The 25,262-nt window shown below is 70.7% G+C and carries 22 protein-coding genes; 15 read left to right on the forward strand and 7 right to left on the reverse strand.

All coding sequences use genetic code 11. The features are described from left to right. Nucleotides 1-141: 141 nt before the first annotated feature. Entirely contained in the window at nucleotides 142-1,086 is a 945-nt protein-coding gene (locus VM306_RS36445) for a beta-ketoacyl-ACP synthase III (protein ID WP_325523175.1), read from the reverse strand. Nucleotides 1,087-1,172: 86 nt separating this feature from the next. On the opposite strand from VM306_RS36445, the gene VM306_RS36450 reads away from it, so the two are divergent. After that, nucleotides 1,173-1,772, forward strand: a complete 600-nt coding sequence (locus VM306_RS36450) for a TetR/AcrR family transcriptional regulator (protein WP_325523177.1) — start codon at nucleotides 1,173-1,175, stop codon at nucleotides 1,770-1,772. On the opposite strand, the gene VM306_RS36455 is transcribed toward VM306_RS36450, so the two are convergent. After that, nucleotides 1,742-2,476: an alpha/beta hydrolase gene (locus tag VM306_RS36455; RefSeq protein WP_325523179.1), complete on the reverse strand. Its 735-nt coding sequence runs from the start codon at nucleotides 2,474-2,476 to the stop codon at nucleotides 1,742-1,744. The genes VM306_RS36450 and VM306_RS36455 overlap by 31 nt on opposite strands. Continuing rightward, complete coding sequence (locus VM306_RS36460; RefSeq protein ID WP_325523181.1) at nucleotides 2,473-2,937, reverse strand: hypothetical protein; 465 nt, start codon at nucleotides 2,935-2,937, stop codon at nucleotides 2,473-2,475. The genes VM306_RS36455 and VM306_RS36460 overlap by 4 nt, the downstream gene beginning before the upstream one ends. Before the next feature lie 56 nt (nucleotides 2,938-2,993). On the opposite strand from VM306_RS36460, the gene VM306_RS36465 reads away from it, so the two are divergent. The 9 genes from VM306_RS36465 to VM306_RS36505 all read left to right on the forward strand — a co-directional run bounded on the left by VM306_RS36465 (nucleotide 2,994) and on the right by VM306_RS36505 (nucleotide 11,781). Continuing rightward, nucleotides 2,994-5,534, forward strand: coding sequence for an AfsR/SARP family transcriptional regulator (locus VM306_RS36465; protein WP_325523183.1), 2,541 nt, complete (start codon nucleotides 2,994-2,996; stop codon nucleotides 5,532-5,534). Between the two features lie 24 nt (nucleotides 5,535-5,558). Continuing rightward, complete coding sequence (locus VM306_RS36470; RefSeq protein WP_325523185.1) at nucleotides 5,559-6,464, forward strand: LysR family transcriptional regulator; 906 nt, start codon at nucleotides 5,559-5,561, stop codon at nucleotides 6,462-6,464. Nucleotides 6,465-6,573: 109 nt separating this feature from the next. Then, nucleotides 6,574-7,722, forward strand: coding sequence for a CoA transferase (locus VM306_RS36475; protein WP_325523187.1), 1,149 nt, complete (start codon nucleotides 6,574-6,576; stop codon nucleotides 7,720-7,722). After that, complete coding sequence (locus tag VM306_RS36480) at nucleotides 7,719-8,462, forward strand: crotonase/enoyl-CoA hydratase family protein (RefSeq protein ID WP_325523189.1); 744 nt, start codon at nucleotides 7,719-7,721, stop codon at nucleotides 8,460-8,462. Before VM306_RS36475 ends, VM306_RS36480 begins: the two co-directional genes overlap by 4 nt. Next, nucleotides 8,459-9,184 carry an acetoacetate decarboxylase gene (locus VM306_RS36485; RefSeq protein WP_325523191.1) on the forward strand — a complete coding sequence of 242 codons (726 nt, stop codon included), beginning with the start codon at nucleotides 8,459-8,461 and terminating at the stop codon, nucleotides 9,182-9,184. Before VM306_RS36480 ends, VM306_RS36485 begins: the two co-directional genes overlap by 4 nt. Next, nucleotides 9,181-10,017 carry a 3-hydroxyacyl-CoA dehydrogenase NAD-binding domain-containing protein gene (locus tag VM306_RS36490; RefSeq protein ID WP_325523194.1) on the forward strand — a complete coding sequence of 279 codons (837 nt, stop codon included), beginning with the start codon at nucleotides 9,181-9,183 and terminating at the stop codon, nucleotides 10,015-10,017. The genes VM306_RS36485 and VM306_RS36490 overlap by 4 nt, the downstream gene beginning before the upstream one ends. Further along, nucleotides 10,017-11,207 (forward strand): acyl-CoA dehydrogenase family protein, encoded by a 1,191-nt coding sequence (locus VM306_RS36495; RefSeq protein ID WP_325523196.1) that lies wholly within the window; start codon nucleotides 10,017-10,019, stop codon nucleotides 11,205-11,207. The genes VM306_RS36490 and VM306_RS36495 overlap by 1 nt, the downstream gene beginning before the upstream one ends. 80 nt (nucleotides 11,208-11,287) lie before the next feature. Continuing rightward, nucleotides 11,288-11,443 (forward strand): hypothetical protein, encoded by a 156-nt coding sequence (locus tag VM306_RS36500; RefSeq protein ID WP_325523198.1) that lies wholly within the window; start codon nucleotides 11,288-11,290, stop codon nucleotides 11,441-11,443. A 2-nt stretch (nucleotides 11,444-11,445) separates the two neighbouring features. Beyond that, entirely contained in the window at nucleotides 11,446-11,781 is a 336-nt protein-coding gene (locus VM306_RS36505; protein ID WP_325523248.1) for a metalloregulator ArsR/SmtB family transcription factor, read from the forward strand. A 33-nt stretch (nucleotides 11,782-11,814) separates the two neighbouring features. On the opposite strand, the gene VM306_RS36510 is transcribed toward VM306_RS36505, so the two are convergent. Further along, on the reverse strand, nucleotides 11,815-12,780 hold the full coding sequence (locus VM306_RS36510; RefSeq protein ID WP_325523200.1) for an aldo/keto reductase: 966 nt from the start codon (nucleotides 12,778-12,780) through the stop codon (nucleotides 11,815-11,817). Between the two features lie 177 nt (nucleotides 12,781-12,957). On the opposite strand from VM306_RS36510, the gene VM306_RS36515 reads away from it, so the two are divergent. Then, on the forward strand, nucleotides 12,958-13,860 hold the full coding sequence (locus tag VM306_RS36515; RefSeq protein ID WP_325523202.1) for a polyprenyl synthetase family protein: 903 nt from the start codon (nucleotides 12,958-12,960) through the stop codon (nucleotides 13,858-13,860). A gap of 7 nt (nucleotides 13,861-13,867) precedes the next feature. Here the strand turns inward: VM306_RS36515 and VM306_RS36520 are convergent, their stop codons facing one another. Continuing rightward, on the reverse strand, nucleotides 13,868-14,767 hold the full coding sequence (locus VM306_RS36520; RefSeq protein WP_325523204.1) for an NADP-dependent oxidoreductase: 900 nt from the start codon (nucleotides 14,765-14,767) through the stop codon (nucleotides 13,868-13,870). Nucleotides 14,768-14,907: 140 nt separating this feature from the next. On the opposite strand from VM306_RS36520, the gene VM306_RS36525 reads away from it, so the two are divergent. The 3 genes from VM306_RS36525 (at nucleotide 14,908) to icmF (ending at nucleotide 23,484) form a co-directional block, all read left to right on the forward strand. Next, entirely contained in the window at nucleotides 14,908-16,167 is a 1,260-nt protein-coding gene (locus VM306_RS36525; protein ID WP_325523206.1) for a helix-turn-helix transcriptional regulator, read from the forward strand. Between the two features lie 157 nt (nucleotides 16,168-16,324). Continuing rightward, nucleotides 16,325-20,011, forward strand: a complete 3,687-nt coding sequence (locus VM306_RS36530; protein ID WP_325523208.1) for a helix-turn-helix domain-containing protein — start codon at nucleotides 16,325-16,327, stop codon at nucleotides 20,009-20,011. A 266-nt stretch (nucleotides 20,012-20,277) separates the two neighbouring features. Continuing rightward, nucleotides 20,278-23,484 carry a fused isobutyryl-CoA mutase/GTPase IcmF gene (icmF, locus tag VM306_RS36535; RefSeq protein WP_325523210.1) on the forward strand — a complete coding sequence of 1,069 codons (3,207 nt, stop codon included), beginning with the start codon at nucleotides 20,278-20,280 and terminating at the stop codon, nucleotides 23,482-23,484. Here the strand turns inward: icmF and VM306_RS36540 are convergent. Further along, entirely contained in the window at nucleotides 23,481-24,161 is a 681-nt protein-coding gene (locus VM306_RS36540) for an MOSC domain-containing protein (protein ID WP_325523212.1), read from the reverse strand. The two genes, icmF and VM306_RS36540, sit on opposite strands and share 4 nt — an antisense overlap. A gap of 4 nt (nucleotides 24,162-24,165) precedes the next feature. Beyond that, entirely contained in the window at nucleotides 24,166-24,600 is a 435-nt protein-coding gene (locus tag VM306_RS36545) for a nuclear transport factor 2 family protein (protein WP_325523214.1), read from the reverse strand. 67 nt (nucleotides 24,601-24,667) lie between these two features. On the opposite strand from VM306_RS36545, the gene VM306_RS36550 reads away from it, so the two are divergent. Continuing rightward, nucleotides 24,668-25,219, forward strand: a complete 552-nt coding sequence (locus VM306_RS36550; RefSeq protein ID WP_325523216.1) for a CGNR zinc finger domain-containing protein — start codon at nucleotides 24,668-24,670, stop codon at nucleotides 25,217-25,219. Nucleotides 25,220-25,262: the final 43 nt, after the last annotated feature.

Genomic DNA, 25,262 nt, shown 5'->3' on the forward strand with positions numbered 1-25,262 from the left:
CACCGCTCACCGGCGGTTCACAAGGCTGTCCGGCTCGCTTCGCATCGCGGCTTCGGGTGTGCCTTGGCTTCGCCGTTGGCCCGCGTTGCCGTGTGGGTGGTTGCCTTGCGTTGGTGCCGTGCGAGTGGCTGCCTGTGGGGATCAGGGAGTGGTGATTACCTGACCCGCCCAGGAAAGGCCGCCGCCGAAGGCGAAGAGGAGGACTGGCTGGCCTGACGGGAGCTCGCCGCGTTCCACCATCTTCGACAGGGCGAGTGGGACCGAAGCCGCCGAGGTGTTGCCCGAGACGACTACATCGCGGCCGATCACCACGTCGTCGCGGAGCTTGAGCTTGCGGGTCATCGCTTCGATGATGCGGAGGTTCGCCTGGTGCGTGACCACGCCTGCGAGGTCGGTGGTGGCGATGCCCGCGCGTTCGCAGGCCTGGGCCGCGATCGAAGGAAGTTCGCTGGTGGCCCAGCGGAAGACTGCTTGGCCTTCCTGCTCGAAGCGCGGCTGCCACTCGTTCACCAGGCGGACCGTGTTGCTGCGGGAGGGGTCTGAGCCCCAGGTGACGGGGCTGATGCCGGCGTTGTCGGAGGCGCTGACCACCGCTGCGCCCGCGCCGTCGCCCAGCAGGATGCAGGAGGAACGGTCGGTCCAGTCGACCAGGTCGGACATCTTTTCCGCGCCGATCACCAGTGCGTGGTGGGCGGCGCCTGCTCGGATGGTGTGGTCTGCGGTGGCCAGGGCGGTGCAGAAGCCCGCGCAGGCGTTGTTCAGGTCGAAGCACACTGCTGTGGGAATGCCCAGGCGTGCGGCCACCTGGGCTGCGGTCGACGGGCTGCGGTCTATGGCGGAGCAGGTGGCCACGATGACCTGGCCGATGTCGGACGGGGCCAGGCCCGAGTTCGCCAGGGCCTTGGCGGCTGCGCTGGAGGCCATGTCCGCCACGGTTTCCGTGGGAGCGGCGATGCGGCGGGTGGAGATGCCGGTGCGCTGGAGGATCCACTCGTCGTTCGTGTCGACCATCTTTTCCAGGTCGGCGTTGGTCAGCACCCGTTCTGGTTGGTGGTGGCCTAGCGCTACGACACGGGATCCGGACACGGTGGCTCCTTCTGCGAGGCCTGGACTGCGACGCGGCGAATATAGCAACCGATCGGTCGGTAGCTAAAGGGTCGTAAACTGTGACGATGAGCCCGCGCCGATCCGTTGCCGACACGCTGGAGACCCGGCAGCGCATCCTGGACCGGAGTCTCGCCATCGCTTCGGCCGAAGGGCTCGAGGGGTTGACGATCGGGCGGCTCGCCGCCGAGCTCGGGATGAGCAAGGCCGGGTTGCTGGGGCACTTCGGGACCAAGGAGGCGTTGCAGCTCGCGGTGGTCGACCAGGCCGCCGAGGTCTTCCAGCGCGAGGTGCCGCGCAAGGTCAAGCAGATGCCGTCCGGGCTGACGCGGCTCAAGGCGGTCACCGAGGCGTGGGTGTCGTACCTCGAGCGCAACGTGTTGCCAGGGGGCTGCTTCTTCACGGCGGCCACAGCGGAGTTCGACGGGCGGAGCGGGCCGGTGCGGGACGCGCTGGCCGGCATGAACGCGTTGTGGCGCCGCGACCTGAGGATCCACATCCGGCGGGCGGTCAGCGATGGCGAGCTGCCGGGGGACGCGGACGTCGACCAGCTGATCTACGAGATCCTCGGGGTCATGCTGGCGCTCAACCACTTCCTGCAGCTGGAGCGCGACGCCGCCGCGCCGCGCAGGGCCCGTCAGGCGTTGGAGCGGTTGCTCACGAAGTGATTCACGATCGCCGCGATCTCGGCCGGTCGTTCGACGACCATGCCGTGCGTCGCGTCGATCTCGTGCACGCGGACGTTCGGGCAGATGGTCGGCAGGTCGCGGCGCAGGCCCGCTCGGTGGGCGTCCATCAGTGGCAGGAGATCGGGCGGTACCGGCAGGTTCCTCGTGGCGAGGACGAGCAGGAACGGGCTGGTCGCCTTGGCGAAGACCGGCAGCGCGTCCATGAACTCCGGTGCGGTGCGCAAGAACGACGTGATCGAGCGGTCCGGGCGGGTGATCGTCTCCAGCTGGGCGGTGAAGAGGGCGTTCAGGCGTGCCAGGCCGGTCTGGAGCTGCTCGTCGGGCAGTCCCGCGTAGTTCTCCGGATCCGTTGTGGCGGAACGGTGTCCGTCCAAGCTCACCGCGGCCGGGCACGACGGGTGCCGGAGCGCCCACATGGCGGCGAGGATGCCGCCCAGTGAGTGGCCGACGACCACGGGGTCTGCTAGTCCGAAGTGGACGGTTGTCGTGTCGAGGTCGTCGAGAACGGCCTCCCAGTCCCACGGGCCGTCGGGGGACTGGCCGTGCCCGCGCAGGTCCACGGCCACCGCACGGCCGTTCAGCTGCGGTGCAAGCGTCTCCCACACCGACATGTCGCCGCCCAGGCCGTGCAGGAGCAGGAACGGCTGACCGCCGGAGCCGTACTCGCGAGCCGCCAGTTTCACTGTTGTCTCCTCAGGCTGAGCCGTGCGCGGATCGAGTCGACGGTCACGCCGCCGTCGGCGTGGCGCACGAGCTTGTCGCGGTTGACCAGGTCGTGGACGCCCTGGCGGGTGATGCCGAGCATCGCGCCGGCCACCCCGAAGGACACGCCCTGCTTGCTCGGGTGGCCGACGCGACGGGCGGCCACCCGGCCCAGCGGCGTCGACCACCACGTGTCGGGCGGGTCGAACGGGGTGTCGCCGGGGTGCAGCACCGTCATGAGGCGGACCGCGGTCTGCCGGGCCACCGCGTCGTCCGGGCCCAGCAGCTGTGCCGCCCACATCTCGGCGTCGGCCTCGACGGAGTGCCGCAGACCGGTGAGATCGGCCTGCGGCAGAAGGATCTCGAGCGGGTCGAGCAGACGGCTCGTCACGAGCCGGATCAGGTCGTTCCGCAGGTCGACGTGCTCCGAGGTGGTCGCCACTTGACAGACGATAGCAAGTACTTGACGCCTGTCGTCAAGTAGTTACGATCGCGGACGTGGAGTTCCGGGTGCTCGGGCCGGTGGAGTGCTACGCCGACGACGGCGTGCGCCTGGGCCTGGGGCCGCCCAAGCAACGGGCCGTGCTGGCGCTGCTGCTCGCCGAGCCGGGCCAGGTGGTGCCGGTCGACCGGCTGGTCAGCGCGCTGTGGGACGACGCGCCGCCCAAGACGGCGCTCAAGAACCTCCAGGTGTACGTCTACCAGCTGCGCAAGGTCGTCGGATCTCGGTTGGAGTCGCGTCCGCCCGGCTACCTGATGTCGGTCGGTCCCGCCGAGCTGGACCTCATCCGGTTCACCGAGCTGCTCGACATCGCCAGGCAAGAGCGTACGCCGCAGCGCTATCGGGAGGCGCTCGCGTTGTGGCGCGGGCCCGCGCTGGCCGACCTCGCGAGTTCCGGGCTGCTGGGTGGAGTCGTTGCGCAGCTGGAGGAACTGCGGCTCGCTGCCCGCGTCGAGTGCGCCGAGGCGGAGCTCGACCTCGGCCGGCACGGTGAAATCGTCGCGGACCTCACCGAGTGGGTGCGCGAGCACCCGTTGAACGAACGCCTGCGCGAGCAGCAGATGCTCGCGCTGCATCGCGCGGGACGGCCCGCCGAGGCGCTCTCCGCCTACCTGGAGTGCCGCCGGGTGCTGCTGGACGAGCTCGGCGTCGAGCCGGGGGAGTCGTTGCGGCGGCTTCAGGCCGAGATCCTGCGCGCCAAACCCGTTGGGGCGGCGGCGATCCGGCAGCTGCCGCCGGACGTGGTGCCGTTCTTCGGCCGCAGCCGCGAGATGGGGCTGGTGAAGGCGCAGCTCCGTCAGGACGGGGTCGCGGTGTGCGTGATCACCGGGCAGGCGGGCGCCGGCAAGTCGGCGCTCGCGGTCAGGGCGGCCCACGAGATCGCGCCGGGGTTTCCGGACGGCCAGCTCTACGCCGATCTGTCCGACGGCGCCTCCGACCGGGTGTTGAGCCAGTTCCTGCGTGCGCTGGGGGAACGGCCCGGTGATGAGGAGGTGTTGCGGTACCGGTCGCTCACCGCGTCACGGCGGCTGCTCGTGGTGCTGGACAACGTCGCCAGCACGTCCCAGGTCAAGCGCTTGCTGCCCACCGGCTCCGGCTCGGTCGCGCTGATCACGTCACGGCTCCCGCTCGCGTCGTTGCACGACGCGTCGCACGTGAAGCTCGGCGCCCTGCCGTTGAACGAGGCCCTCCAGCTCCTCGAAGGGGTTGCCGGGGAGGTCGAGGACGCGGCGGAGCTCGTGCGCTGGTGCGGAGGTCTGCCTCTCGCGCTGCGGATCGCGGGCGCTCAGCTCGCCGCACGTCCACAGTGGACGGCAGCCTTTCTGGCCTCACGGCTTGCCGACGAGACCCGCCGGCTCGGGCTCGGTGACGTCGCGGTGCGCTCGGCGTTCGAGGTCAGCTACGCCGAGCTGCGTTCTCCCGCCGCGGCACGGGTCTTCCGCCTGCTCGGTCTCGTGGACGGGCCGGACTTCTCGGTCGCGGCGGCGCGGGCGTTGACCGACGTGCCGGACGTCGGGGAGTTGCTCGCCGAACTGGCCGGCGCGCACCTCGTCGAGGAACCGGTGCCCGGCCGGTTCGCCCTGCACGACCTGCTGCGGGTGTTCGCCCGTGAGCGCTGCCGCGGCTCGGAGGCGTCCGGGGAACGGGAGCCGGCGCTGGAGCGGCTGCACAAGCACTACCTGGAAGCCCTGTCGGACACCCCTTCCGACCTCTGGCTCGCGGAGGAGCGCGACAACCTGATCGCCGCCGCGCACCAGGCCTCGCCGGCCGACGCGATCGCGTTCGCCGCCGGGCTCTCCTGGTACTTCCGCCGCCGGTCCGAGGTGGCGGACTGGGCCGCGGTGAACGTGCTCGCCCTGGAAGCGGCCCGGTCGCTGGGCGATGTCCGCGCGGAAGCGCAGGCGTTGAAGGAACTCGGCGCGGCCTGCGAGCGCGGGTTCAGGTTCGCGGAAGCTCAGCAGCACTGGACGGAGGCGCTCGCGCTGGCCCGCTCGCTGCACGACCGGCGGCTCGAAGCCGTGACGCTCAACAACCTCGGCATCGTGCACTGGCGCCGCCGCGACCTGCCCGCGGCGGTGGCGTCACTAGAGGCGTCGCTGACGTTGCGCGAGGAGTTGGACGACGCGCAGGGCGCCGCCTACGTGCGCACGAACCTGGGGCTGGTGCACGCGGCGCTGGGTGACCTCCCGGCGGCTTTGGCCTGCTACGAGGAGACCCTGACGACGTTGCGCGCGTGCGGCGACAGGTCGGGCGAACTGCACGCGTTGGCGAACATGGCCGACGCCCACCGCCGGCTCGGGTCCCTGGACAGGGCTTTGGAACGGGCGGAGGAGGCGTTGCCGCTCGCGCGGTCGGTGGGGGACAGGCAGGTCGAGGCCGGGGTGCTGCTCGACCTCGGCATCGTGCACGAGCTGGCCGGACGGGTCGCCGAGGCGCGTGCGTCGTACGCGGGGGCCGTCGAGCTGTCGCGGCGGATCGGGTTCCGCTGGGGCGAGTCCGAAGCGTCCAGGAAGCTCGCGGCGCTGCCCGTTCAGTGAGCCGAACGGCCTAGTCTGGATCACGTGGAACTGCTGCACCTCCGGTACTTCGTCGCGGTCGCAGAAGAGCTCAACTTCTCGGCGGCCGCGCGCAAGCTGCACATGGCCGCGTCGCCGTTGAGCCAGCGCATCAAGGACCTGGAGCACGAGCTGGGGCGCCCGCTCTTCGACCGCAGCACCCACCACGTGGCGCTGACGGACGCCGGCAGTGCCCTGTTGCCGATCGCGCGGGACGTGCTCGACCGGGTCGGGTCCATCAGGTGGCGCCTCGACCAGGCGGCGAAGCCCGCGCGGTCGACCGTGTTCGTCGGCATGCCGGCTGGGGTCCACCCGGCGTTGCGGGAACGGCTGGCCGTGCTGGCGGAACGGGTCGGTGAGCGGTTCGAGGTCAAGCGGTGGCCGGGGACGACGACGGACCTGGTCGCGGCGGTGAAGGACGGCAGGCTCGCGCTCACACTGGCGCGGTTGCCCGTGCAGGAGGCCTCTCTCGAGACTCTCCATGTGATGACGGAACGCCTTGGTGCCGTGGTGCCCGCCGACCAGTTCGAGAACAGGGAATCCGTCACACTGGCCGATCTCGCCGATCTCGCCTATGCGAAATCACCGGAGGAAATCATGCCCGCGTATTTCGAGCAGCTGGACAGGCAACTGCACGAGCTGGGCATCAAAAAGCGCATCCAGCTCAGCAACACCGGCTACCAGGGCACGTCGGAGATCGTGTCGAGCGGGCTCGGGTTCTCCGTCTCGATGCTCGACGAGGACAGCGCCATGCAGGGCTATCGCTTGGAGAACATGGCGATCCTGCCCTTCGAGGACTTCCGGGCGCAGCTCGACACGGGGCTGCTGTGGCGGCGCGACCGAGGCGAGCAGGACATCGCGGAAATAGTGGAAACCGCCCGCGAGATCTTCGCGGAGCCCATCGTCAGATAATGGTGTGACCGCTGTGGTCATACCATTGTTCGCGACTTGATCGTTCCCTTTTCCGCTGTTCGTCACTAACTTCGGTGGTGCAGGACGAACAGGTGCGAAAGGACGAACGATGAAGGACATCACCGCCGGTCCGCTGGACGGCGTGCGGGTGATCGACCTCTCGACCGTGGTGATGGGCCCGTACGCGGCCCAAATCCTCGGAGACCTCGGCGCCGACGTGATCAAGATCGAGTCGCCTGTGGACACCGTCCGCAACGGCCGTTACCGCACCACGCCGGGCATGACGCCGCTGAGCCTCAACGTCAACCGGAACAAGCGCAGCGTCGCTCTGAACCTGAAGGATCCCGGCGAGCGCGAGACCGCTCTCAAACTGATCGACACGGCTGACGTGCTGATCACCAACATGCGGCCCGGCGCGCTGAGCAGGCTCGGCATGGACTACGCCGACGTCGCCGCGCGCAACCCCGGACTGGTCTACGCCCACGCCCAGGGCTTCCGCGGAGACTCCGACCGCGCGGGGATCGCCGCCTACGACGAGACGATCCAGGGCGCGTCCGGCCTGGTGGACATCGCGAACCGCGCCCTCGGCCGGCCCGTCTACCTGCCGACGATCATCGGCGACAAGGTGTCGTCGCTGACCATCGCCTACAGCGTGCTCGCCGCGCTCGTGCACCGGAACGCCACCGGTGAGGGTCAGCGGGTCGAGGTCCCCATGGCCGACACGATGATCGCGTTCAACCTGGTGGAGCACCTCTCCGGCCACACGTTCGTGCCGGAGGAGGGGCCGACGGGCTTCACCCTGTCGATGGCCAAGGGGCACCACGCCGTGCACACCAAGGACGGCCTCGCGTGCGTCGTGCCCTACAACCCGCAGAACTTCCGCGACTTCTTCGCCGCCGCCGGACGTCCCGACCTGGTCGAGGACCCACGTGTCGCGGGGGAGCGGATCGACCCCGGCCACAGCGACGACCTGATGGGCCTGGCCGACGAGTGCGCGTCCGCGCTGACCACCGAGGAGTGGGGCGAGGTGTGCGCGAAGCACAGCATCCCGTTCGGGCCGGTGCTGGAGCTCGACCGGGCGCACGAGGACGACTACGTCTGCGGCGGTCACCTGCTCGACGTCGTGCGGCACCCCACCGAGGGCGAGATCCGCTCGATCGGCATCCCCGTCCGGTTCTCCGCCACGCCCGCCACCGTCCGCCGCCAGGCGCCGTTGCCCGGCGCGGACACCGCCGAAGTGTTGAAGGAGCTGTCATGAACGAGGTTCGCACCGAACGCGTCGGCTCGGCGCTGCTGATCACGATCGACCGCCCGGAAGCCCGCAACGCCGTGAACGCGACCGTCGCCACCGCGCTGTCCGCCGCTCTGGACGAGCTGGAAGCGACCCCGGAACTGCGCGTGGGCGTGCTCACCGGAGCGGGCGGGTCGTTCAGCGCGGGCATGGACCTCAAGGCCGCGCTGAAGGGCGAGTCGCCGGTCGTCGGCGATCGAGGGCTCGGCGGTCTCACCGAGGCCGAGCTCGGCAAGCCGCTGATCGCCGCGGTCGAGGGGTTCGCGCTGGGCGGCGGGTTCGAACTGGCACTGGCCTGCGACCTGGTCGTCGCCGCCGACGACGCGAAGTTCGGGTTGCCCGAGGTCAAGCGCGGCCTGATCGCCGCCGCCGGGGGAGTCGTCCGCCTGCCGCGACGGATCCCGCACCACCTCGCGATGGAGCTGCTGCTCACCGGCGAGCCGATCGACGGCCGCCGTGCCGGCGAGCTGGGCCTGGCCAACCGGGTCGTGCCGAACGGCGAGACCGCCGCGGTCGCCCTCCAGCTGGCCGAGCAGATCGCGCTGAACGCCCCGCTGGCGCTCGCCGCCGTCAAGGCCGTCGTGCGGTCGCAGGATCCCTGGGCCGCGCAACGCACTGAGAGCGCCCGGTTGATGACTACCGCCGACGTCCGCGAGGGCATGACCGCCTTCGCCGAACGCCGCGCTCCACAGTGGACGGGGCGGTGACCGTGCTCGGCATCACACCGCTGACCGCGCCCGCGTTTCCCGCGGTGCGGCCCCGGTTCTTCGACCGCGAGTACCTGAACATCGTGTACCGGACGGATCCCGAGGCGCTGCGGGCCGTCGTCCCGGCGCCGCTCGAGATCGACGAGCCGCTCGTCCGGTTCGAGGTCATGAAGATGAACGACGTCACCGGCTACGGCCCCTACACCGAGGCCGGCCAGGCGGTCCAGGTCGTCTTCGACGGCGAACGCGGCGAGTACCTGCACGCGATGTACCTCGACAGCTTCGCCGCCACCGCGTCCGGCCGCGAGGTCAGCGCCTACCCGAAGGTCATGGGCTCGCCGGAGCTCTACGTCGACAGCGGTGCCCTGGTCGGCACGCTCGACTACGGCACCTTGCGGGTGGCGACGGCCACGATGGGGTACAAGCAGTACGAACTGGACACGCGCAAGGCTGAGGCGGAGATCACGGTTCCCACGTTCATGCTGAAGACCATTCCTCACTATGACGGATCGTTGCGGGTGCAGGAGCTCGTGCGCACGGAGATCACCGACGTGGTGGTCAAGGCCGCGTACACCGGCCCGGCGCGCCTGCAGCTGTTCCAGCACGTCCTCGCGCCGCTCGCCGACCTCCCCGTGCTCGAGGTCGTCTCCGCCAGCCACATCATCACCGACCTGACGCTCGCTCCCGCCAAGCCGGTTCACGACTACTTGGAGGAAGCATGAAGACCGTCGCAGTCGTCGGGGCCGGTGTCATCGGCCTGTCCTGGGCCCGCCTGTTCGCCGAGCACGGCATGACCGTGCTGGTCACCGACCCGAGGCCGGACCTCGCCGAGGTCGTGCCCGATGGCGTCCAGGTGGCGCAGGGCGTCGCCGAAGCCGTGCGGGACGCGGACTTCGTGCAGGAGAACGGCCCCGAGGACCTCCAGTTCAAGAAGGACCTCTTCGCCGAGCTGGTCCGGGAGGCGCCCGAGCACGCCCTGCTGCTCAGCTCGTCGTCCGCGATCCCCTCCACCGCGTTCACCGAGGGCATCGACGGCTCGCGAGTCCTGATCGGACACCCGTTCAACCCGCCGCACGTGATGCCGCTGGTCGAGGTCGTGCCGGGGGAGCAGACCTCGGAAGACTCGATCACCAGGGCCGTCGGGTTCTACCGCTCCGCCGGGCGCACTCCGGTCGTCGAGCGCAAGGAGATCCCCGGTTTCGTCGGCAACCGCCTGCAGGCGGCGCTGTCCCGCGAGGCCGCCTACCTGGTCGAACAGGGCGTCGTCACGCCCGCCGACCTGGACACCGTCGTCACCGGCTCGCTCGGCCTGCGCTGGGCGACCGTCGGCCCGTTCCTCGGCGCCCACCTCGGCGGTGGCCCCGGTGGGTACCGCCACCTCGCCCAGCACATCGGCGCCTCCATGCGCGACCTGGAGCTGGGCACCCCGTCGCACGATCCCGAACGGCTGATCAAGGCCGTGGAAGACGCTTACGGCTCCTCCACGTACTCGGCGCTCGCCGAGGCGCGCGACCGCAGGCAGCTCGCCGTTCTGACCGCATTGGAGGAGAACTGATGGACCGCGTGGAAGACCAGCTAACCGCCGACTTCTACAACTACGAGGCGCTGCTGAGCGACGAGGAGCGCAAGATCCTGCTCGGCGCCCGCGAGTTCATGACCACCGAGGTCAAGCCTCTGGTGAACGACGCATGGGGCAAGGGCGAGTTCCCGCACGAGCTGATCGACAAGTTCCGCGGGGCCGGCCTCACCGCGTTGTCGTACGAGGGCTACGGCGAGCACCCCGCCGCCGTCAGCAACCTGCTCACCGGCATGCTGGCGATGGAGATGACCCGCACGGACGCGTCGGTCGCGACGTTCTTCGGCGTCCACAACGGACTCGCGATGTACTCGATCTACTCCGGCGGCTCGCAGGAGCAGCGCGACCGCTGGCTGCCCGCCATGGCCGCGATGGACAAGATCGGCGCCTTCGCGATGACCGAACCGCTCGGCGGCTCCGACGTGGCGGGCGGCATGCGCACCACCGCGAAGCGCGACGGCGACGCGTGGGTCCTCAACGGCGCCAAGAGGTGGATCGGCAACGCCACCTTCGCCGACTACGTCGTGGTGTGGGCGCGCGACCTCGACGACAACCAGGTCAAGGGCTTCGTCGTCGAGAAGGGCACGCCCGGCTTCGTCGCGGAGAAGATCGAGGGCAAGATCGCGTTCCGGATCGTCGAGAACGCCGAGATCACCCTCACCGACGTCCGCGTGCCGGAGGAGAACCGGTTGCAGGGCATCAACTCGTTCCGCGACGTCGCGGAGATCCTGCGCGCCACCCGCGGCGGCGTCGCGTGGCAGGCGCTCGGCGTGATGATCGGCGCCTACGAGCTCGCCCTCGCCTACGCGAAGGAGCGCGAGCAGTTCGGCCGCCCGATCGCCGGTTTCCAGATGGTGCAGGACAAGCTGGTGCAGTCGCTCGGCAACATCACCGCCTCGTGGGGCATGCTCGTGCAGCTGGCGCGTTTGCAGGACGCGGGCATCTTCCGGGACGAGCACTCGTCGCTCGCCAAGGCGTTCGTCACCTCCCGGATGCGCGAGGTCGTCGCCTGGGCGCGCGAGATCTTCGGCGGCAACGGCATCGTGCTCGGCTACGACGTGGCGCGCTTCTTCGCCGACGCCGAGGCGATCTACTCGTTCGAGGGCACCCGCGAGATGAACACTCTGATCGTGGGCAAGGCCATCACCGGGAAGAGCGCCTTCGTGTGAGGCCGCGCGGTTGACCCCGCGCCTGAGCAGGAGCAACCTGTCGAATTGAAGACTTCTTCAATTCGACAGGTCGTGATGCCGTGAACGAGTTCAGGGACAACCTCCTCGCCCGCATCGAACAGGCGGAGGAGGCCGTGCGCGAGGCCACGGAACGGCAGGACGCCTACGGCGCGGAAGTGCACGGCGCCGATCTGGCCAACCTGAGGCGACTGGCTGCCGAGCACGGTGTGAAGTGACCGTGCCGGTCCTGCTCTGCCAGGCCAAGGCGCAGTTCTTCCGCATGCTCGGGCACCCGGTGCGCATCCGGGTGCTGGAGCTGCTGCTGGACGGGCCGAAGGCGGTGCGGGACCTGCTCGCCGAGATAGACGTCGAGGCCTCGAACCTGTCCGCGCAGCTGGCCGTGCTGCGCAGATCGGGGATCGTCACGGCGACCCGCGAGGGTTCGACGGTGGTCTACGTCCTCGCGGGGGCCGACGTGGCCGAGCTGCTCGGAGTGGCCAGGCGCATCCTCACGGAGGTGCTGGCGGGCCAGAACGAGCTGCTGGTGGAACTCAGGAAAGAAGCCGTGCGCTGATGGCGTGATCCGGAACGCTGCCGGACCACACCACTAGGAATGACCGGCGATGCGGTGCGGCTCGTACGCGGACTCGAGCGAGCGCACCTCGTCGTCGGTCAGCTCGACGTCCAGCGCCGCCACCGCGTCGTCGAGCTGCGCCGGCTTGGTCACGCCGACGATCGGCGCCGTCACGACCGGGTTGCGCAGCAGCCACGCCAGCGCGACCTGCGCCCGTGACACGCCACGGGCCGAAGCGACCGCGGCCACCTGCTCGACGATCGCGCGGTCCGACTCGACGTACAGGGTGGACCCGAACTCGTCGGTCTCGGTGCGCGCCGTCGTCGCGTCCCAGTCGCGGGTCAGGCGGCCCCTGGCCAGCGGGCTCCACGGGATCACGGCGACGCCCTGGTCCGCGCACAGCGGCAGCATCTCGCGTTCCTCCTCGCGGTAGAGGAGGTTGTAGTGGTTCTGCATCGACACGAACCGCGTCCAGCCGTTCTGCCGTTGCGTGAACAAGGCCTTCGCGAACTGCCAGGCGTACATCGACGACGCGCCGATGTAGCGGGCCTTGCCGGACTTCACCACGTCGTGCAGTGCCTCCAGCGTCTCCTCCAGCGGGACGGACGCGTCGAAGCGGTGGATCTGGTACAGGTCCACGTAGTCGGTGCCCAGGCGGCGCAGCGAGTCGTCGATCTCGGTGAAGATCGCCTTGCGGGACAGCCCGGCGCCGTTCGCCCCGTCGCGCATGCGGCCGTGCACCTTGGTGGCCAGCACGACGTCCTCGCGGCGCGCGAAGTCGAGCAGGGCGCGTCCGGTGATCTCCTCGGAGGAACCGGCGGAGTAGACGTTCGCGGTGTCGAAGAAGTTGATGCCGGCGTCGAGGGCGGCCTTGATGAACGGCCGGGACTCCTCCTCCGCCAACGACCACGCGTGGGTGCCCCGCGATGGGTCTCCGTAGCTCATCATGCCGAGACAGATCTCCGACACGTCCATGCCGGCGAGCTTGGTGTAGCGCACGGTCAGCCTCTCAGGAAAACGACGGTCACGGCCGGGTGATGGTGGCGACAACCCGTTCAACATCAACCTAGTCCGGCTCGCCGGATCGTGCCTCGTTCCGACACGGCAGTGGCGATCGGGCCCGTGTGCCCGACCAGCGGTTTAGCGTCGCTTTCCCGGTGTCCGAGAGGAAAGCACATGACGATCGCCGAGCTGGTCGCGCCACCGAGGGACGTGCTGGAGCGCGTCCGCGCCGCGGTGGAGCCGCCGCTGCGGGCCGCGCTGGCCGGGCTTCCCGACGAGACCCGCGAGGTGGCCGAGTTCGCCCTGCGGCAGCAGGACTTCTCGACGGCCGCACTCGTGCTGCTCAGCGCCGGGGCCGTCGGCGGCACCGCGGACGTGACCGGCGTCGCGACGGCGCTGGAGCTCGCCGCCCTGCACGAACGGCTGCACTCCGACCTGATGGCCCAGGAGGCGAGCGCGCGGGCGGAGTTCGGGAGGGGCAGGGTCGTGGCGGCCGCGGACGCGTTGCTCTGCCTGGCCTTCGCGCGGCTCAGCAAGCCGTGGGTGATGATCCTCAACATCGCTCTTCTGTCCGTTGTGGACGGTTGCGTCCAGGAGATCGAGATGGACGAACGGGACGACGTCGACATGGCCGGGTACCTGGGGGTCGCGGCCGCGAAGCACAGCGCGCTGACGGCCGCGGCGTGCGAGATCGGCGCGCTGGCCGCGGGCGCGAGCAGGAGCCGGGCCGGCCACCTGCGGGAGTTCGGCGACGACATCGGCCTGGCCCGCAAGCACGTGGACGACGTGCTGGCGTTGCACGACGACCTGGCGCACCGCCGCCGCGGCCTCCCGGTGGTGGCCGCGATGGTCGCGGGCGTCGACGTCCACGGCGGGGCGAGCCCGCGGGAGAGGGCCTCACTGGCCGAGGACGGGCGGAAGTGGTGCGAGCAGCAGGCCGGACTGCTGCTCGCCCGCGGCCTCGGCCACCTGCGGCAGGCGGCCCTGGGGGAGGCGGAGGAACTGGCCGGGCTCGCCGAGGCCGTCACGACCGCCCGGTGCACCCCTGTCGTGCCTCCCCAGCCGACCGGGGACTGACCACGCCCTACGGCCGCAGGACGATCTTCCCGGCGGCGTGACCGGTCGCGCTCAGCTCCTGCGCGGTCGCGGCGTCGGCCAGCGGAAGGCTCTCCGCGACCCGCACCGTGAGCTTGCCGTCGGCGGCGAGACGGGCGTACTCGCCGAGCCGGGCACCGAACGGGGCGCCGCCGCCGGAGAACGTGACGCCCAGCTCTGCGGCGTTCGGGTCGGCGATGGTGATGATCCGGCCGGTCCCGCCGCGCAGGTCGATGGACACCTCCAGGTCGCCCTGCCCGGCGGCGTCGTACACGGCGTCGACGCCCTGCGGCGCGGCGGCGCGGACCCTGTCGGCGAGCCCGTCACCGTAGGCGACCGGGATGGCGCCCAGCGACCGCAGGTAGTCGTGGTTGCCGGGGGAGGCGGTGCCGATGACCGTGGCGCCGCGGGCGACCGCGAGCTGGACGCCGACGGCGCCGACCACACCGGCGGCTCCGTGCAGCAGCAGCGTGTCGCCCTCCCCGACGCCGAGGGCGTCGAGCACGCGGACCGAGGTCTCGACGGCCACGGGCAGCGCGGCGGCGAGGTCCCAGTCGAGGTCCGCGGGCTTCGGGCCGAAGTCGACGGCCAGCGCGTGCTCGGCGTAGGCACCGGTGACGGTCCAGCCCAGCACCTCGTCCCCCACGGCGACACCGGTCACGCCCTCGCCGACCTCGTCGACGACACCGGCCGCCTCCAGGCCGGGAACCACCGGGAACGGGGGCGCCATCTGCGGCATCCACCCGTTGCGGATCTTGTGGTCGAGCGGGTTGACCCCCGCCGCCACGACCTTCAGCCGCACCTGTCCGGGTCCGGCGTGCGGTTCGTCGACCTCGCCGAGGCGCAGGACGTCCGGGCCGCCGAACTCGGTGTAGGTGATCGCCTTCATTTCATGCTCCAGTGCTCGTCGATCGTGGTGACACATCGATCTTGATCTCTGGACGGCGGGAAGCGTGCCAGTACTTCGGCTAGTTCCGCCTGGTCGAAAGACCAGCCGGACTTCCTGCTGTGCGCACTACGCTCGGGAACGTGGACTTGCAGACGGCCGTAGAAGTGATTCAGGCGCCCATGGGCGAGACGCTGCCGCGGCTGTCCGCGGCGCTGGGCCTCACCATTCCCCACCGCGCGGTCGCCGAGCTGTCCAACTGCACGTTCGCGCCGTTCAAGTTCCGCGGCGAGTCGCCCGGTGCCCTGGTCACCATCGCCGACATCGCCGCGCTGCGGTCGCTGGTGCCGGCGAGCGGAGCCTGGCAGGGGCGGACGGTCGTGGCCGGCGTGGAGGTCCCGCTGGTCGTCCTGGCGAGCGACGTCACCGAGCAAAGCTCGTTGCTCGCGTTCTTCCGGACCGACGACACGCTGTTGCCGGAAGAGCTTCTGGCCCCGGCCCATTCGCTGTGGGACGTCGTGACCGCGCATTCGGAGGGTCTGCGCAACGAGGCGATCCCCGCCACGCTCGCGGTGTCACGGGCAGCGGCGGCGGCGCGTGGCATGACCATCGCCGACCTCGGTGACGCCTACGGGACCGCGCTGACGGCGTTGCTCGGCGTGCTGCGGGATCGAGGCGTGGACGACGCGACCGCCCGTTCGCGTGCCGTCGGCCTGGCCGTCACCGCACTGACCGAGCTGCGCTCCCGGGCCGAGCTGGACCGCGCCCTGACCGAGGAACGCGCGGGCGACGCCTTCGGCCGCCTCGCCGAGTCGCTGCGCCGGGTCCTGCGTGGCCGTGGCGTGCGGCTGGACCTGGGCACCCCCGGCGCGGAGGAGGGCGCGGACCGCGTCGTGCCGGCCGAGGTCGCGGCGACGGCCGCCGCGGTGGTCCGCTCCGCCGTGCACGCGATGCTCGACGACCAGCGCGACGTCGGCCGTGTCCACGTCACCTGGAAGGTCGTGGGCACGGTGCTGAAGGCCACCGTGCGGGACGACGGCCCCGGCACCCTGTCGTGCGGCAGCCTCGACCGCCGTCACGCCACCGAACGCCTGGGACCGCTCGGCGGCAAGGCGGAGGTCGACGCCGTTCCGGGCTGGGGCACGACCGTGACGATCGAGGTGCCGCTCGGCGCGCAGGAGAGCCCGCGCGAGGACCCGTTGACGGTGCTCGGTGCCCGTGAGCTGGAGGTGCTGGGCCAGCTGGCCCGCGGCCGGCGCAACCGCGACATCGCGGGCGATCTGCACATCAGCGAGTCCACGGTGAAGTTTCACGTGGCGAAGATCCTGGAGAAGCTGGGCGTCGGTTCGCGCGGCGAGGCGGCCGCATTGGCGCACGAGTGGGGTGCGGCGGCCACGCGGTAAGCCAGCCGATTCACACCTCCAGGTGTGCTGATTCCAATTTGCGTGGCAACCGCCGGAAACAACGGAAATGCCGCGCGGCGGCGCAGGCGGATTCCCGCGAACTGGATTAGGGTCTCCCGCGAGGGGAATGAGGCGCACGTACTCGTGGGGGGTCGAAATGCCTCGACCGGAACGACCGCTGGATGCTGCCCAGGACGCGGTGCAGCACTTCGCCGCCGAACTGCGCGAGCTGCGGGAACGCGCGGGAAAACCGACCTACCGGCAGCTCGCCGAACGCAGCGGCTACGCCGTCTCGACCGTGTCGGAAGCCGCGGGAGGACGGCGGCTGCCCACGCTGGACGTGGCTCTCGCGTATGCCGTGGCCTGTGGTGGCGACAAGCAGGAATGGGCGGCGAAATGGCAGATCGCCTCGCTCGCCGCGACCGAGATCAGGAGCGCGCGTTCGGCGGGTGGTGAAAACCGGCCGCCGTACTGCGGGCTGAGCAGTTTCCGGACCGAGGACGCTGATCTTTTCTTCGGGCGTGAGCGGCTGGTCGCCGACGTCGTGGAACGGATAGCGGCCCATCCCGTCACGGTGGTCCTCGGGCCGTCGGGCGCGGGGAAGAGCTCGCTGCTCGCGGCGGGCGTCCTGCCGGCGTTGCGCGGCACCGGGACGGAGTCCGTCGTCCTCACCCCCGGCAGCCGTCCGCCGGCGAGCCTGGCGGAGGCGTTGCCGGACGGCGAGGTGCTGGTCGTCGTCGACCAGTTCGAGGAGCTCTACACGCTGTGCGACGCGGACGAGCGGACCGCTTTCATCGACGGCCTGCTGGCGCTGGCGGGGGACCGGGTCCGGCTGGTGCTGGTGGTGCGCGCCGACTTCTACGGTCGGTGCGCCGAGCACCTCGGCCTCCTCGACGTGCTGCGGGAGAACCAGGTGCTCGTGGGGCCGATGGGCCGCGAGGAGCTGTGCGCCGCGGTGAGCAGGCCCGCCCTGTCCGTGGGGCTGTCGGTCGAGCGCGCGCTGCTGGTCATGGTCGTGAACGAGGCGCAGGGGCAGGCGGGCGTGCTGCCGTTGCTTTCCCACGCCCTGCTGGAGACGTGGCGGCGACGGCGCGGCGACGTGCTGACCGCGGCCGGGTTCACCGCGGCGGGCGGCATCAACGCCGCCGTGGCGCGCACGGCGGAGACCGCGTTCGGGGCGCTCGACCCCGCGGTGCACGGACTGGCCGCCGAGCTGCTGCTCAGGCTGCTCACCCTCGACGAGAGCACCGGGGCGGCGGTCCGCCGCCGGGCGGACCTCGCCGAACTGCTGGACGTCGCACCGGAGGCGGAGGTGGTGATCAACCGGCTCGCGTGCGCGCGGCTCATCACCGTCGACCTGGACACCGTCGAGATCGCGCACGAGGCGGTGCTCACCGCCTGGCCGCGGTTGCGCGGCTGGATCGACGACCACCGCGACGCGTTGCGCGTGCACCGGGCCGTCGTCGAGGCGACCAGGATCTGGGCGGAGCACGGGCACGACCCCACGACCCTGGCGACCGGTGCGCGGCTGGAGCTGCTGAGCGCCTACGCCGGGTCCGACACCGCGCCCGTGCGGCTCAGCCGGGAGGAGCGGGCGTTCGTCGAGGAGAGCACCGCCCAGGTCCGGCGGGCCGAGGCCGCGGTCCGGCGGCGCTCCCGGCGTCTGCGCACGGTGACCGCCCTCGCCGTCGTCTGCGCGATCGTCGCCGGTCTGCTCGCCGTCGTGGCCGGCAATGCCAGGACCGAGGCGTTGCAGGCCCGCAACAACGCGTTGTCCCGACAGCTCGCGCTCACCGCGGGGAAGCTGCGCGGCACCGATCCCGGGCTCGCGGCGCAGCTGTCGATCGCCGGGTACCGGATCGCCAGGACCACCGAGGCCAGGTCGGCGCTGCTCGAGTCGTCGGACGCGGTGCTGCCCGCCCGCTACCTCGGCGGCGCCGGTCCGACCGCGCTGGACGCCTCCGCCGACGGCTCCGTGATGGCCGTCAGCAACGCGACCGACGGCACCGTGCAGCTGTTCACCAGGACGCCGTCGGGGCTGAGCCGCGCGCGGCGGATCGTGCCGAGGCAGCTGGCGAGCGCCGCGGTCTACGCGCTGGCGTTGTCACCGGACGGCCGGATGCTCGCGATCGGCGACAAGGACGGGACCATCACCCTGTGGGACGTCGCCGACCCGTGGAACGCCATGCCGCTCACCGGCGCGCTCAGTGCTCCCGGCGGTCCTGTCGAACGCCTCGACATCGACGCCGGCGGCACGCAGCTCGCGGCGGCGTCCGGCGACAGGATCCTGCGGTGGGGCATCGGTGACCCGGCGAACCCGAAGCCGTTGCCGCCTCTGCTCGCGCCCTCCACGACCAAGACGGTCACCTACGGCACCGGCGGGCTGGTGGCGTTCGGAACCGAGGCGGGCACCGTCCACCTGTGGAACGACGGCGGGACCGAACTGGCGGTGCTGAACGCGGGCGGGGGACCGGTGCCCGCCGTGTCGATCTCCCCGGACGGTCGCACGCTCGTGGCCGGTGCGCACGACCGCTCGCTCCAGTCGTGGGACATCTCCTCACCGCGGACGCCCGAACCGCTCAAGCGGCCCACGGCCCTGTTCGACCTCAAGATCACCACGACCGCGTTCAGCCCGGACGGCCGGTACCTGGTCGCGGGCAGCGCGGACTCCACGATCCGCGTGCTCGACGCCACCACCTGGGCGACGCTGCAGACGCTGCCGCACCCCGACGTGGTCAGCTGGGCCACCTTCACCGACAACGGCGCGTCCATCGCCTCCGCGGCGAGCGACGGCGCCCTGCGGGTCTGGCCGATGTCCCTGACGCGGCGGGCGGACGCGCCGATCGGCGACACGCCCTTCAGCGACGACGGCACGCGCCTGGCGGTCTTCGCTGAGGGCGGCGCGTCGGTCTGGGACACCTCGGCCGTGATGAAACCGCTGGTCACCGGGCTGACCGCGACCGGAGCCACGTTCAGCGGCGCCGGTGACCTCTCCGGCGGCGGCACCCTGCTCGCCGCCGGGACGACCGGCGGCGAGGTCCACCTGCTCGACGTCGCCGATCCCGCCCACCCGCACCTGCTGGCACGGCTGGGCGGCTCCCGGGACGAGGTGACGGCGGTGGCGTTCAGCCCGGACGGCACGATGCTCGCCGCGGCGGGCCGCGACTCGGCGGTGCGGCTCTGGCACCTCGCCGACCTCCCGCGGCCGCGCCTCGCCGCCGTGCTCGACGCACCCGCGGACCTCGTGCTGGACCTGGACTGGCACCCGTCCGGCAAGGTCCTGGCCGCGGCGAGCGGGGACAGCATCGTGTACCTGTTCGACGTGACCGGCACGCCACGGCTGTCGGGGCGGCTGGAAGGCCTGGAGAGCTACGCCTACAGCGCCACCTTCAACCCGGCGGGCACCGTGCTGGCCGTCGGCGGCGTCGACAGCGTCGTGGTGCTGTGGGACGTGCGCGACCTGGCCGCGCCCCGCCGGATCGGACACCCGCTCGACGGGCCCACCGGACGCATCTTCGAGCTGTCCTTCCACCCGCGCGGCGACGTGCTCGCCGCCGCCGTCATCGACGGCTCGACCTGGTTGTGGAACGTCGCCGACCCCGCGAACGCGACGCGGACCGCGGTGCTCTCGGCCGCGGGGTCGCCGGTCAACACCGCGGTGTTCCGGCCTTCGGGCGACCTGCTGCTGACCGGGGGCGGCGATCGGACCCTCCGCGCGTTCCGGACCGATGCCGACGCCGTGATCGCCGCCGTGTGCGGTGGGGCGGGGGATCCGCTCACCGAACGCGAGTGGCACACCTACGTGCCGGAGCTTCCGCACACGCCGGTGTGTCCGAGGCCTTGAGCTGGGTTTTGTGCGTGGCCGGGTAGTCCACGGGCGGTTTTCCGGCCCGGCTCCGGGTTACCGGACAACACGCCCGCTCTGTAGACCTGGTCGGGCACGCTCTGGCGTGACGGGTGCGGCAGCGGGCCGCATGAGGGGTCGGCCCGCTGTCCACCGGAACTCCACCCGTCCACCCGAACCTCGACGCAGAGCCGCCTTCCTGCTCGATCCAGAGACCTGGACCACCCTCGGTTGCACGTCCAATAGTAGGAAGTCAAACTATTCTCATGGCGACCACTCTGCACAGGCCGGTGAACCCGGTGCGCTTTGTGACCGCGTCCAGCCTCTTCGACGGCCACGACGCGGCGATCAACATCATGCGGCGCATCCTGCAGTCGCAGGGTGCGGAGGTCATCCACCTCGGCCACAACCGGTCGGTGGCGGAGGTCGTCGACGCCGCGATCCAGGAGGACGCGCAGGGCATCGCCATCAGCGCCTACCAGGGCGGCCACGTCGAGTACTTCTCGTACCTCGTGGAGCTGCTGGACGAGCGCGGCGCCGGGCACATCCGCGTCTACGGCGGCGGTGGCGGCGTCATCGTGCCCGAGGAGATCGAGCTGCTGCACTCGCGCGGCGTCGCGCGGATCTTCTCGCCGCAGGACGGGCAGTCGCTCGGCCTGGCCAGGATGATCAACCTGATGATCGAGGAGTGCGACCACGCGCTCACCGAGCCGTTCAGCCACGACGCGCTGCTGACGGGGGCGGACGACGCCCTGGCGCGCGCGATCACCCACATCGAGGCCGGTACGGCCGCACCGCTGGAGACCACCCGCAAGGTCCCGGTCCTGGGCATCACGGGCACCGGTGGCTCCGGCAAGTCATCGCTCACCGACGAGCTCGTGCGCCGCTTCCGGCTCGACCAGCAGGACAAGCTGCGCATCGCCGTGCTCGCCGTCGACCCGACGCGCCGCCGTGGTGGTGGCGCGCTGCTCGGTGACCGCATCCGCATGAACTGCCTCGACGGCGACCGCGTGTTCTTCCGTTCGCTGGCCACGCGCCGTGCGGGCAGCGAGATCCCGGACGGGCTGGAGCAGGCCATCGTGGCGTGCAAGGCGTCCGGTGCGGACCTGGTCATCGTCGAGACGCCCGGCATCGGTCAGGGCGACGCGGCGATCGTGCCGTTCGTCGACTTCTCGCTGTACGTGATGACGCCGGAGTTCGGTGCCGCGTCGCAGCTGGAGAAGATCGACATGCTCGACTACGCCGACGCCGTCGCGATCAACAAGTTCGAGCGCCGCGGCGCCGAGGACGCGCGCAGGGACGTGGCACGGCAGCTGGTGCGCAACCGTGAGGCGTTCGGCGCCCGGTGGGAGGACATGCCGGTCTTCGGCACGTCCGCCGCGACGTTCAACGACGACGGCGTCACCGCGCTCTACCAGTTCCTGCGCGAAGGTCTGAAGGAACACGGCCTGCACGTGGAGGAGGGCTCTCTCCCGATCGTCGACGGCAAGACGTCCACGTCGGCGTCCACGGTCGTGCCCGCCTCCCGCGCCCGCTACCTCAGCGACATCTCCGACACCGTGCGGGGCTACCACCGCAAGACCGAGGAGCAGGTCGCCGCGGTCCGCACCCACACCCAGCTCACGGCGGCGCAGAAGGCCCTGGAGACCGCGGGCAAGGGCGTCGCGGACATCGCCGAGCTGGCTTCCGAAGCCGAGCGCAGGATCGACCGCGAGGCCTCGGACCTGCTCCGGGCGTGGCCGGCGACCGTCGAGCAGTACTCCGGCGACGAGCTCGTGTTCAAGGTCCGGGACAAGGAGATCCGCACCAGGCTGACGCGGGAGACGTTGTCGGGCAACCAGGTCCGCCGGGTGAGCCTGCCTCGCCACGACGACGAGGGCTCGCTGCTGCGGTTCCTGCGCAAGGAGAACCTGCCGGGCTTCTTCCCGTACGCCGCCGGCGTCTTCCCGTTCAAGCGCGAGGGCGAGGACCCGGCGCGCATGTTCGCGGGCGAGGGCGACGCGTTCCGCACCAACCGCCGCTTCAAGTACCTGTCGAAGGGCAACCCGGCCACGCGCCTGTCGACGGCGTTCGACTCGGTGACGCTCTACGGCCGCGACCCCGACACCCCGCCGGACGTCTACGGCAAGATCGGCACCTCCGGCGTCTCGATCGCGTCGCTCGACGACATGAAGGCGCTCTACGACGGCTTCGACCTCGTCGCGCCGACCACGTCCGTGTCGATGACGATCAACGGCCCGGCGCCCACGATCCTCGCCTACTTCCTGAACACCGTGATCGACCAGCAGGTGGAGAAGTTCCAGGCCGACGAGGCCCGCGAGCCGTCCGCCGACGAGTACGCGAGGCTGCGCGCGTTCGCGCTGGCCAACGTCCGCGGCACCGTCCAGGCCGACATCCTCAAGGAGGACCAGGGCCAGAACACCTGCATCTTCTCCACGGAGTTCTCGCTGCGCATGATGGCGGACATCCAGGAGTGGTTCATCCAGCAGCAGGTGCGCAACTTCTACTCGGTGTCGATCTCCGGCTACCACATCGCCGAGGCCGGGGCGAACCCCATCAGCCAGCTCGCCTTCACGCTCGCCAACGGCTTCACCTACGTCGAGTCGTACCTGGCGCGCGGCATGGACATCGACGACTTCGCGCCGAACCTGTCGTTCTTCTTCTCCAACGGCATGGACGCCGAGTACAGCGTCATCGGCCGCGTCGCACGGCGGATCTGGGCCGTGGCCATGCGCGACCGCTACGGCGCCTCGGAGCGTTCGCAGAAGTTCAAGTACCACGTGCAGACCTCGGGCCGTTCGCTGCACGCGCAGGAGATGGACTTCAACGACATCCGCACCACCCTGCAGGCGTTGTGCGCCCTGTACGACAACTGCAACTCCTTGCACACCAACGCCTACGACGAGGCGATCACCACTCCGACGGAGTCGTCCGTCCGCCGCGCGATGGCCATCCAGATGATCATCAACAAGGAATGGGGCCTCTCCGCCAACGAGAACCCGCTGCAGGGTTCGTTCGTCATCGACGAGCTGACCGACCTCGTCGAGGAGGCGGTGCTGATGGAGTTCGACCGCATCTCCGAACGCGGCGGCGTGCTCGGCGCGATGGAGACGGGCTACCAGCGCGGTCGCATCCAGGACGAGTCGATGCTCTACGAACAGCGCAAGCACGACGGCTCGCTGCCGTTGGTCGGCGTCAACACCTTCCTGCCGGAGGACGGCACGCGCGAGGTCGTGAAGATCGAGCTCGCACGCGCCACCGAGGAGGAGAAGGAGTCGCAGGTCGCGCGCACGCGTGCGTTCCAGGCCGCTCACCGCGACGAGGCCGAGAAGGCGTTGACGCGGTTGCGTGAGGTCGCGCGAACGAACGAGAACGTGTTCGCGGTGCTGATGGACGCCGCGCGCGTGTGCACGCTTGGACAGATCACGGAGGCGTTCTTCGAGGTGGGCGGGCAGTACCGCCGCAACGTCTAGACGGCGTAAGGCCGGCCGACGATCCACCCGCCCACGTGGCCGGGCAGCTCGTCGGTCGGCACCACCTCCACCGCGTCGCCGACCTCCACCACCCCCGGCCGGATCACCCAGCTGTCGAGGCACAGCACACCGCCGAACTCGTGCCGGATCCGCCGGTGCACGTCCAGGTCCTGCGCGCCCGTGTCCGGATCGATCGTCGTCACGACGCACCGAGCCCGCTTCTGCAGCATCCCGATCACCACGTCACCGACCACCAGCGCATGTCCGGGCCAGGAGTCCTCGACGCCGGCCTCCACACCGCCGATCAGGATGTTGGGCCGCAACCGCCGCACGTCGACCCCGGCCGCCGCGACCTGGCCGTCCGTGGCGACGAGGACGTTGAGCACGTCGAACCGCTCCGGCCCGGCGTAGCGGGTCAACCGGCCGCCGTACGGCAGCACCTTCTCGTGCGCCTGCCAGCTGTCCCACGGATGTCCGTCCACCAGCGGGCCGTCGGGGCCGGTGGTCGCGGGGATCGTGAGCAGCCCGTATCGGGTGCGACCGGTCAGGACGCCGCGCGGCCCCCGCACGTGCACCAGCCGGTCACCCGCCACGCCGTCCGGGGTGAACTCGGCCTCCTGCAGTGGTTCGCCGCCCAGCGACTTCACCGGATATCGCCACAACGCCTCGACGTGCACGTCATCACTCCGTCGGGATCTCGTAGGTCGACGCGGGATCGATGCGGCGGTCGCCGGAAGCGATCTTCACGTCGTTGATGCTCGCCTCACGCCGCGACATCAGGCCGGACGGCGCGAACTCCCAGTTCTCGTTGCCGTAGCTGCGCCACCACTGGCCCTCGTCGTCGTGCCACTCGTACTGGAAGCGCACGGCGATGCGGTCGTCGCCGAAGGCCCACAGCGACTTGCGCAGCACGTACTCGTGCTCGCGCTCCCACTTGCGGGTCAGGAACGCGACGATCTCGCCGGTGCCGCGGACGAACTCGGACCTGTTGCGCCACACCGAGTCCGGCGTGTAGGCGCCGGCGACGCGCTGCGGATCGCGCGTGTTCCAGGCGTCCTGGGCGGCTTGGACCTTGAGGCGGGCGGTCTCCGCGTCGAACGGGGGCACTAGCGTCACGGCGGATCCTTCCAACGGTTGGGTGACGCTGTAAACGTTAGAACGGAAGACTAACGGATGCAAGCCTGTGTTACCGTTAGACGTGCTGACGCCCGACGAGCCCCGTCCGGTCCTGCTGATGAACACCGTCTGGGCCAACAGGTCGCAGGTGCACGACGACCTGACCACGGTCGGTGGGCTCCGCGACTTCCTGGGGGTTCCGGCGGACGAGGACGACCTCGTGGCGTTCCGCGCCCTCCGGCAGGCCTTGAGAGACCTCGCGGGTGTGCTCACCGAGGACACGCGTGAGATCGCGCAAGGTCGTGACCTGGAACGCGCGGTGGCCGAGGTCAACCGCGCGGCGAGGAGCGCGAGGCACTGGCCGCAGCTGGTCGTGGCCGACGGAGAGCTGTTGCGGCACAACGAGAGCGAAGGATCGCTCGCGGACAGGGAGCGCGCGTCGATCGCAGCCGAGGCGGTGGACCTGTTCGCCGGCGAGGACCGCGTCCTGTTGCGCGCCTGCTACGCGCCGGGGTGCGTGCTGTACTTCGTGAAGGATCACCCGCGCCGTGAATGGTGTTCGCCGTCGTGCGGCAACAGGGTCCGCGCCGCGCGCCACTACCGGCGCAATCGGGGGTGAATCGCCTGGTCCGAACGGGTTTTCCTGATCGCAGGGCCTACAC

The organism is Lentzea sp. (assembly GCF_035525475.1).
Taxonomy (GTDB): domain Bacteria; phylum Actinomycetota; class Actinomycetes; order Mycobacteriales; family Pseudonocardiaceae; genus Lentzea.

Bases quoted from the DNA above. Each gene is read 5' to 3' on its own strand.
- icmF (WP_325523210.1), top strand. From the start codon at position 20,278: ATGGCGACCACTCTGCACAGGCCGGTGAACCCGGTGCGCTTTGTGACC.
- VM306_RS36515 (WP_325523202.1), top strand. From the start codon at position 12,958: ATGACGATCGCCGAGCTGGTCGCGCCACCGAGGGACGTGCTGGAGCGC.
- VM306_RS36475 (WP_325523187.1), top strand. From the start codon at position 6,574: ATGAAGGACATCACCGCCGGTCCGCTGGACGGCGTGCGGGTGATCGAC.
- VM306_RS36450 (WP_325523177.1), top strand. From the start codon at position 1,173: ATGAGCCCGCGCCGATCCGTTGCCGACACGCTGGAGACCCGGCAGCGC.
- VM306_RS36520 (WP_325523204.1), bottom strand. From the start codon at position 14,767: ATGAAGGCGATCACCTACACCGAGTTCGGCGGCCCGGACGTCCTGCGC.
- VM306_RS36490 (WP_325523194.1), top strand. From the start codon at position 9,181: ATGAAGACCGTCGCAGTCGTCGGGGCCGGTGTCATCGGCCTGTCCTGG.
- VM306_RS36530 (WP_325523208.1), top strand. From the start codon at position 16,325: ATGCCTCGACCGGAACGACCGCTGGATGCTGCCCAGGACGCGGTGCAG.
- VM306_RS36480 (WP_325523189.1), top strand. From the start codon at position 7,719: ATGAACGAGGTTCGCACCGAACGCGTCGGCTCGGCGCTGCTGATCACG.
- VM306_RS36495 (WP_325523196.1), top strand. From the start codon at position 10,017: ATGGACCGCGTGGAAGACCAGCTAACCGCCGACTTCTACAACTACGAG.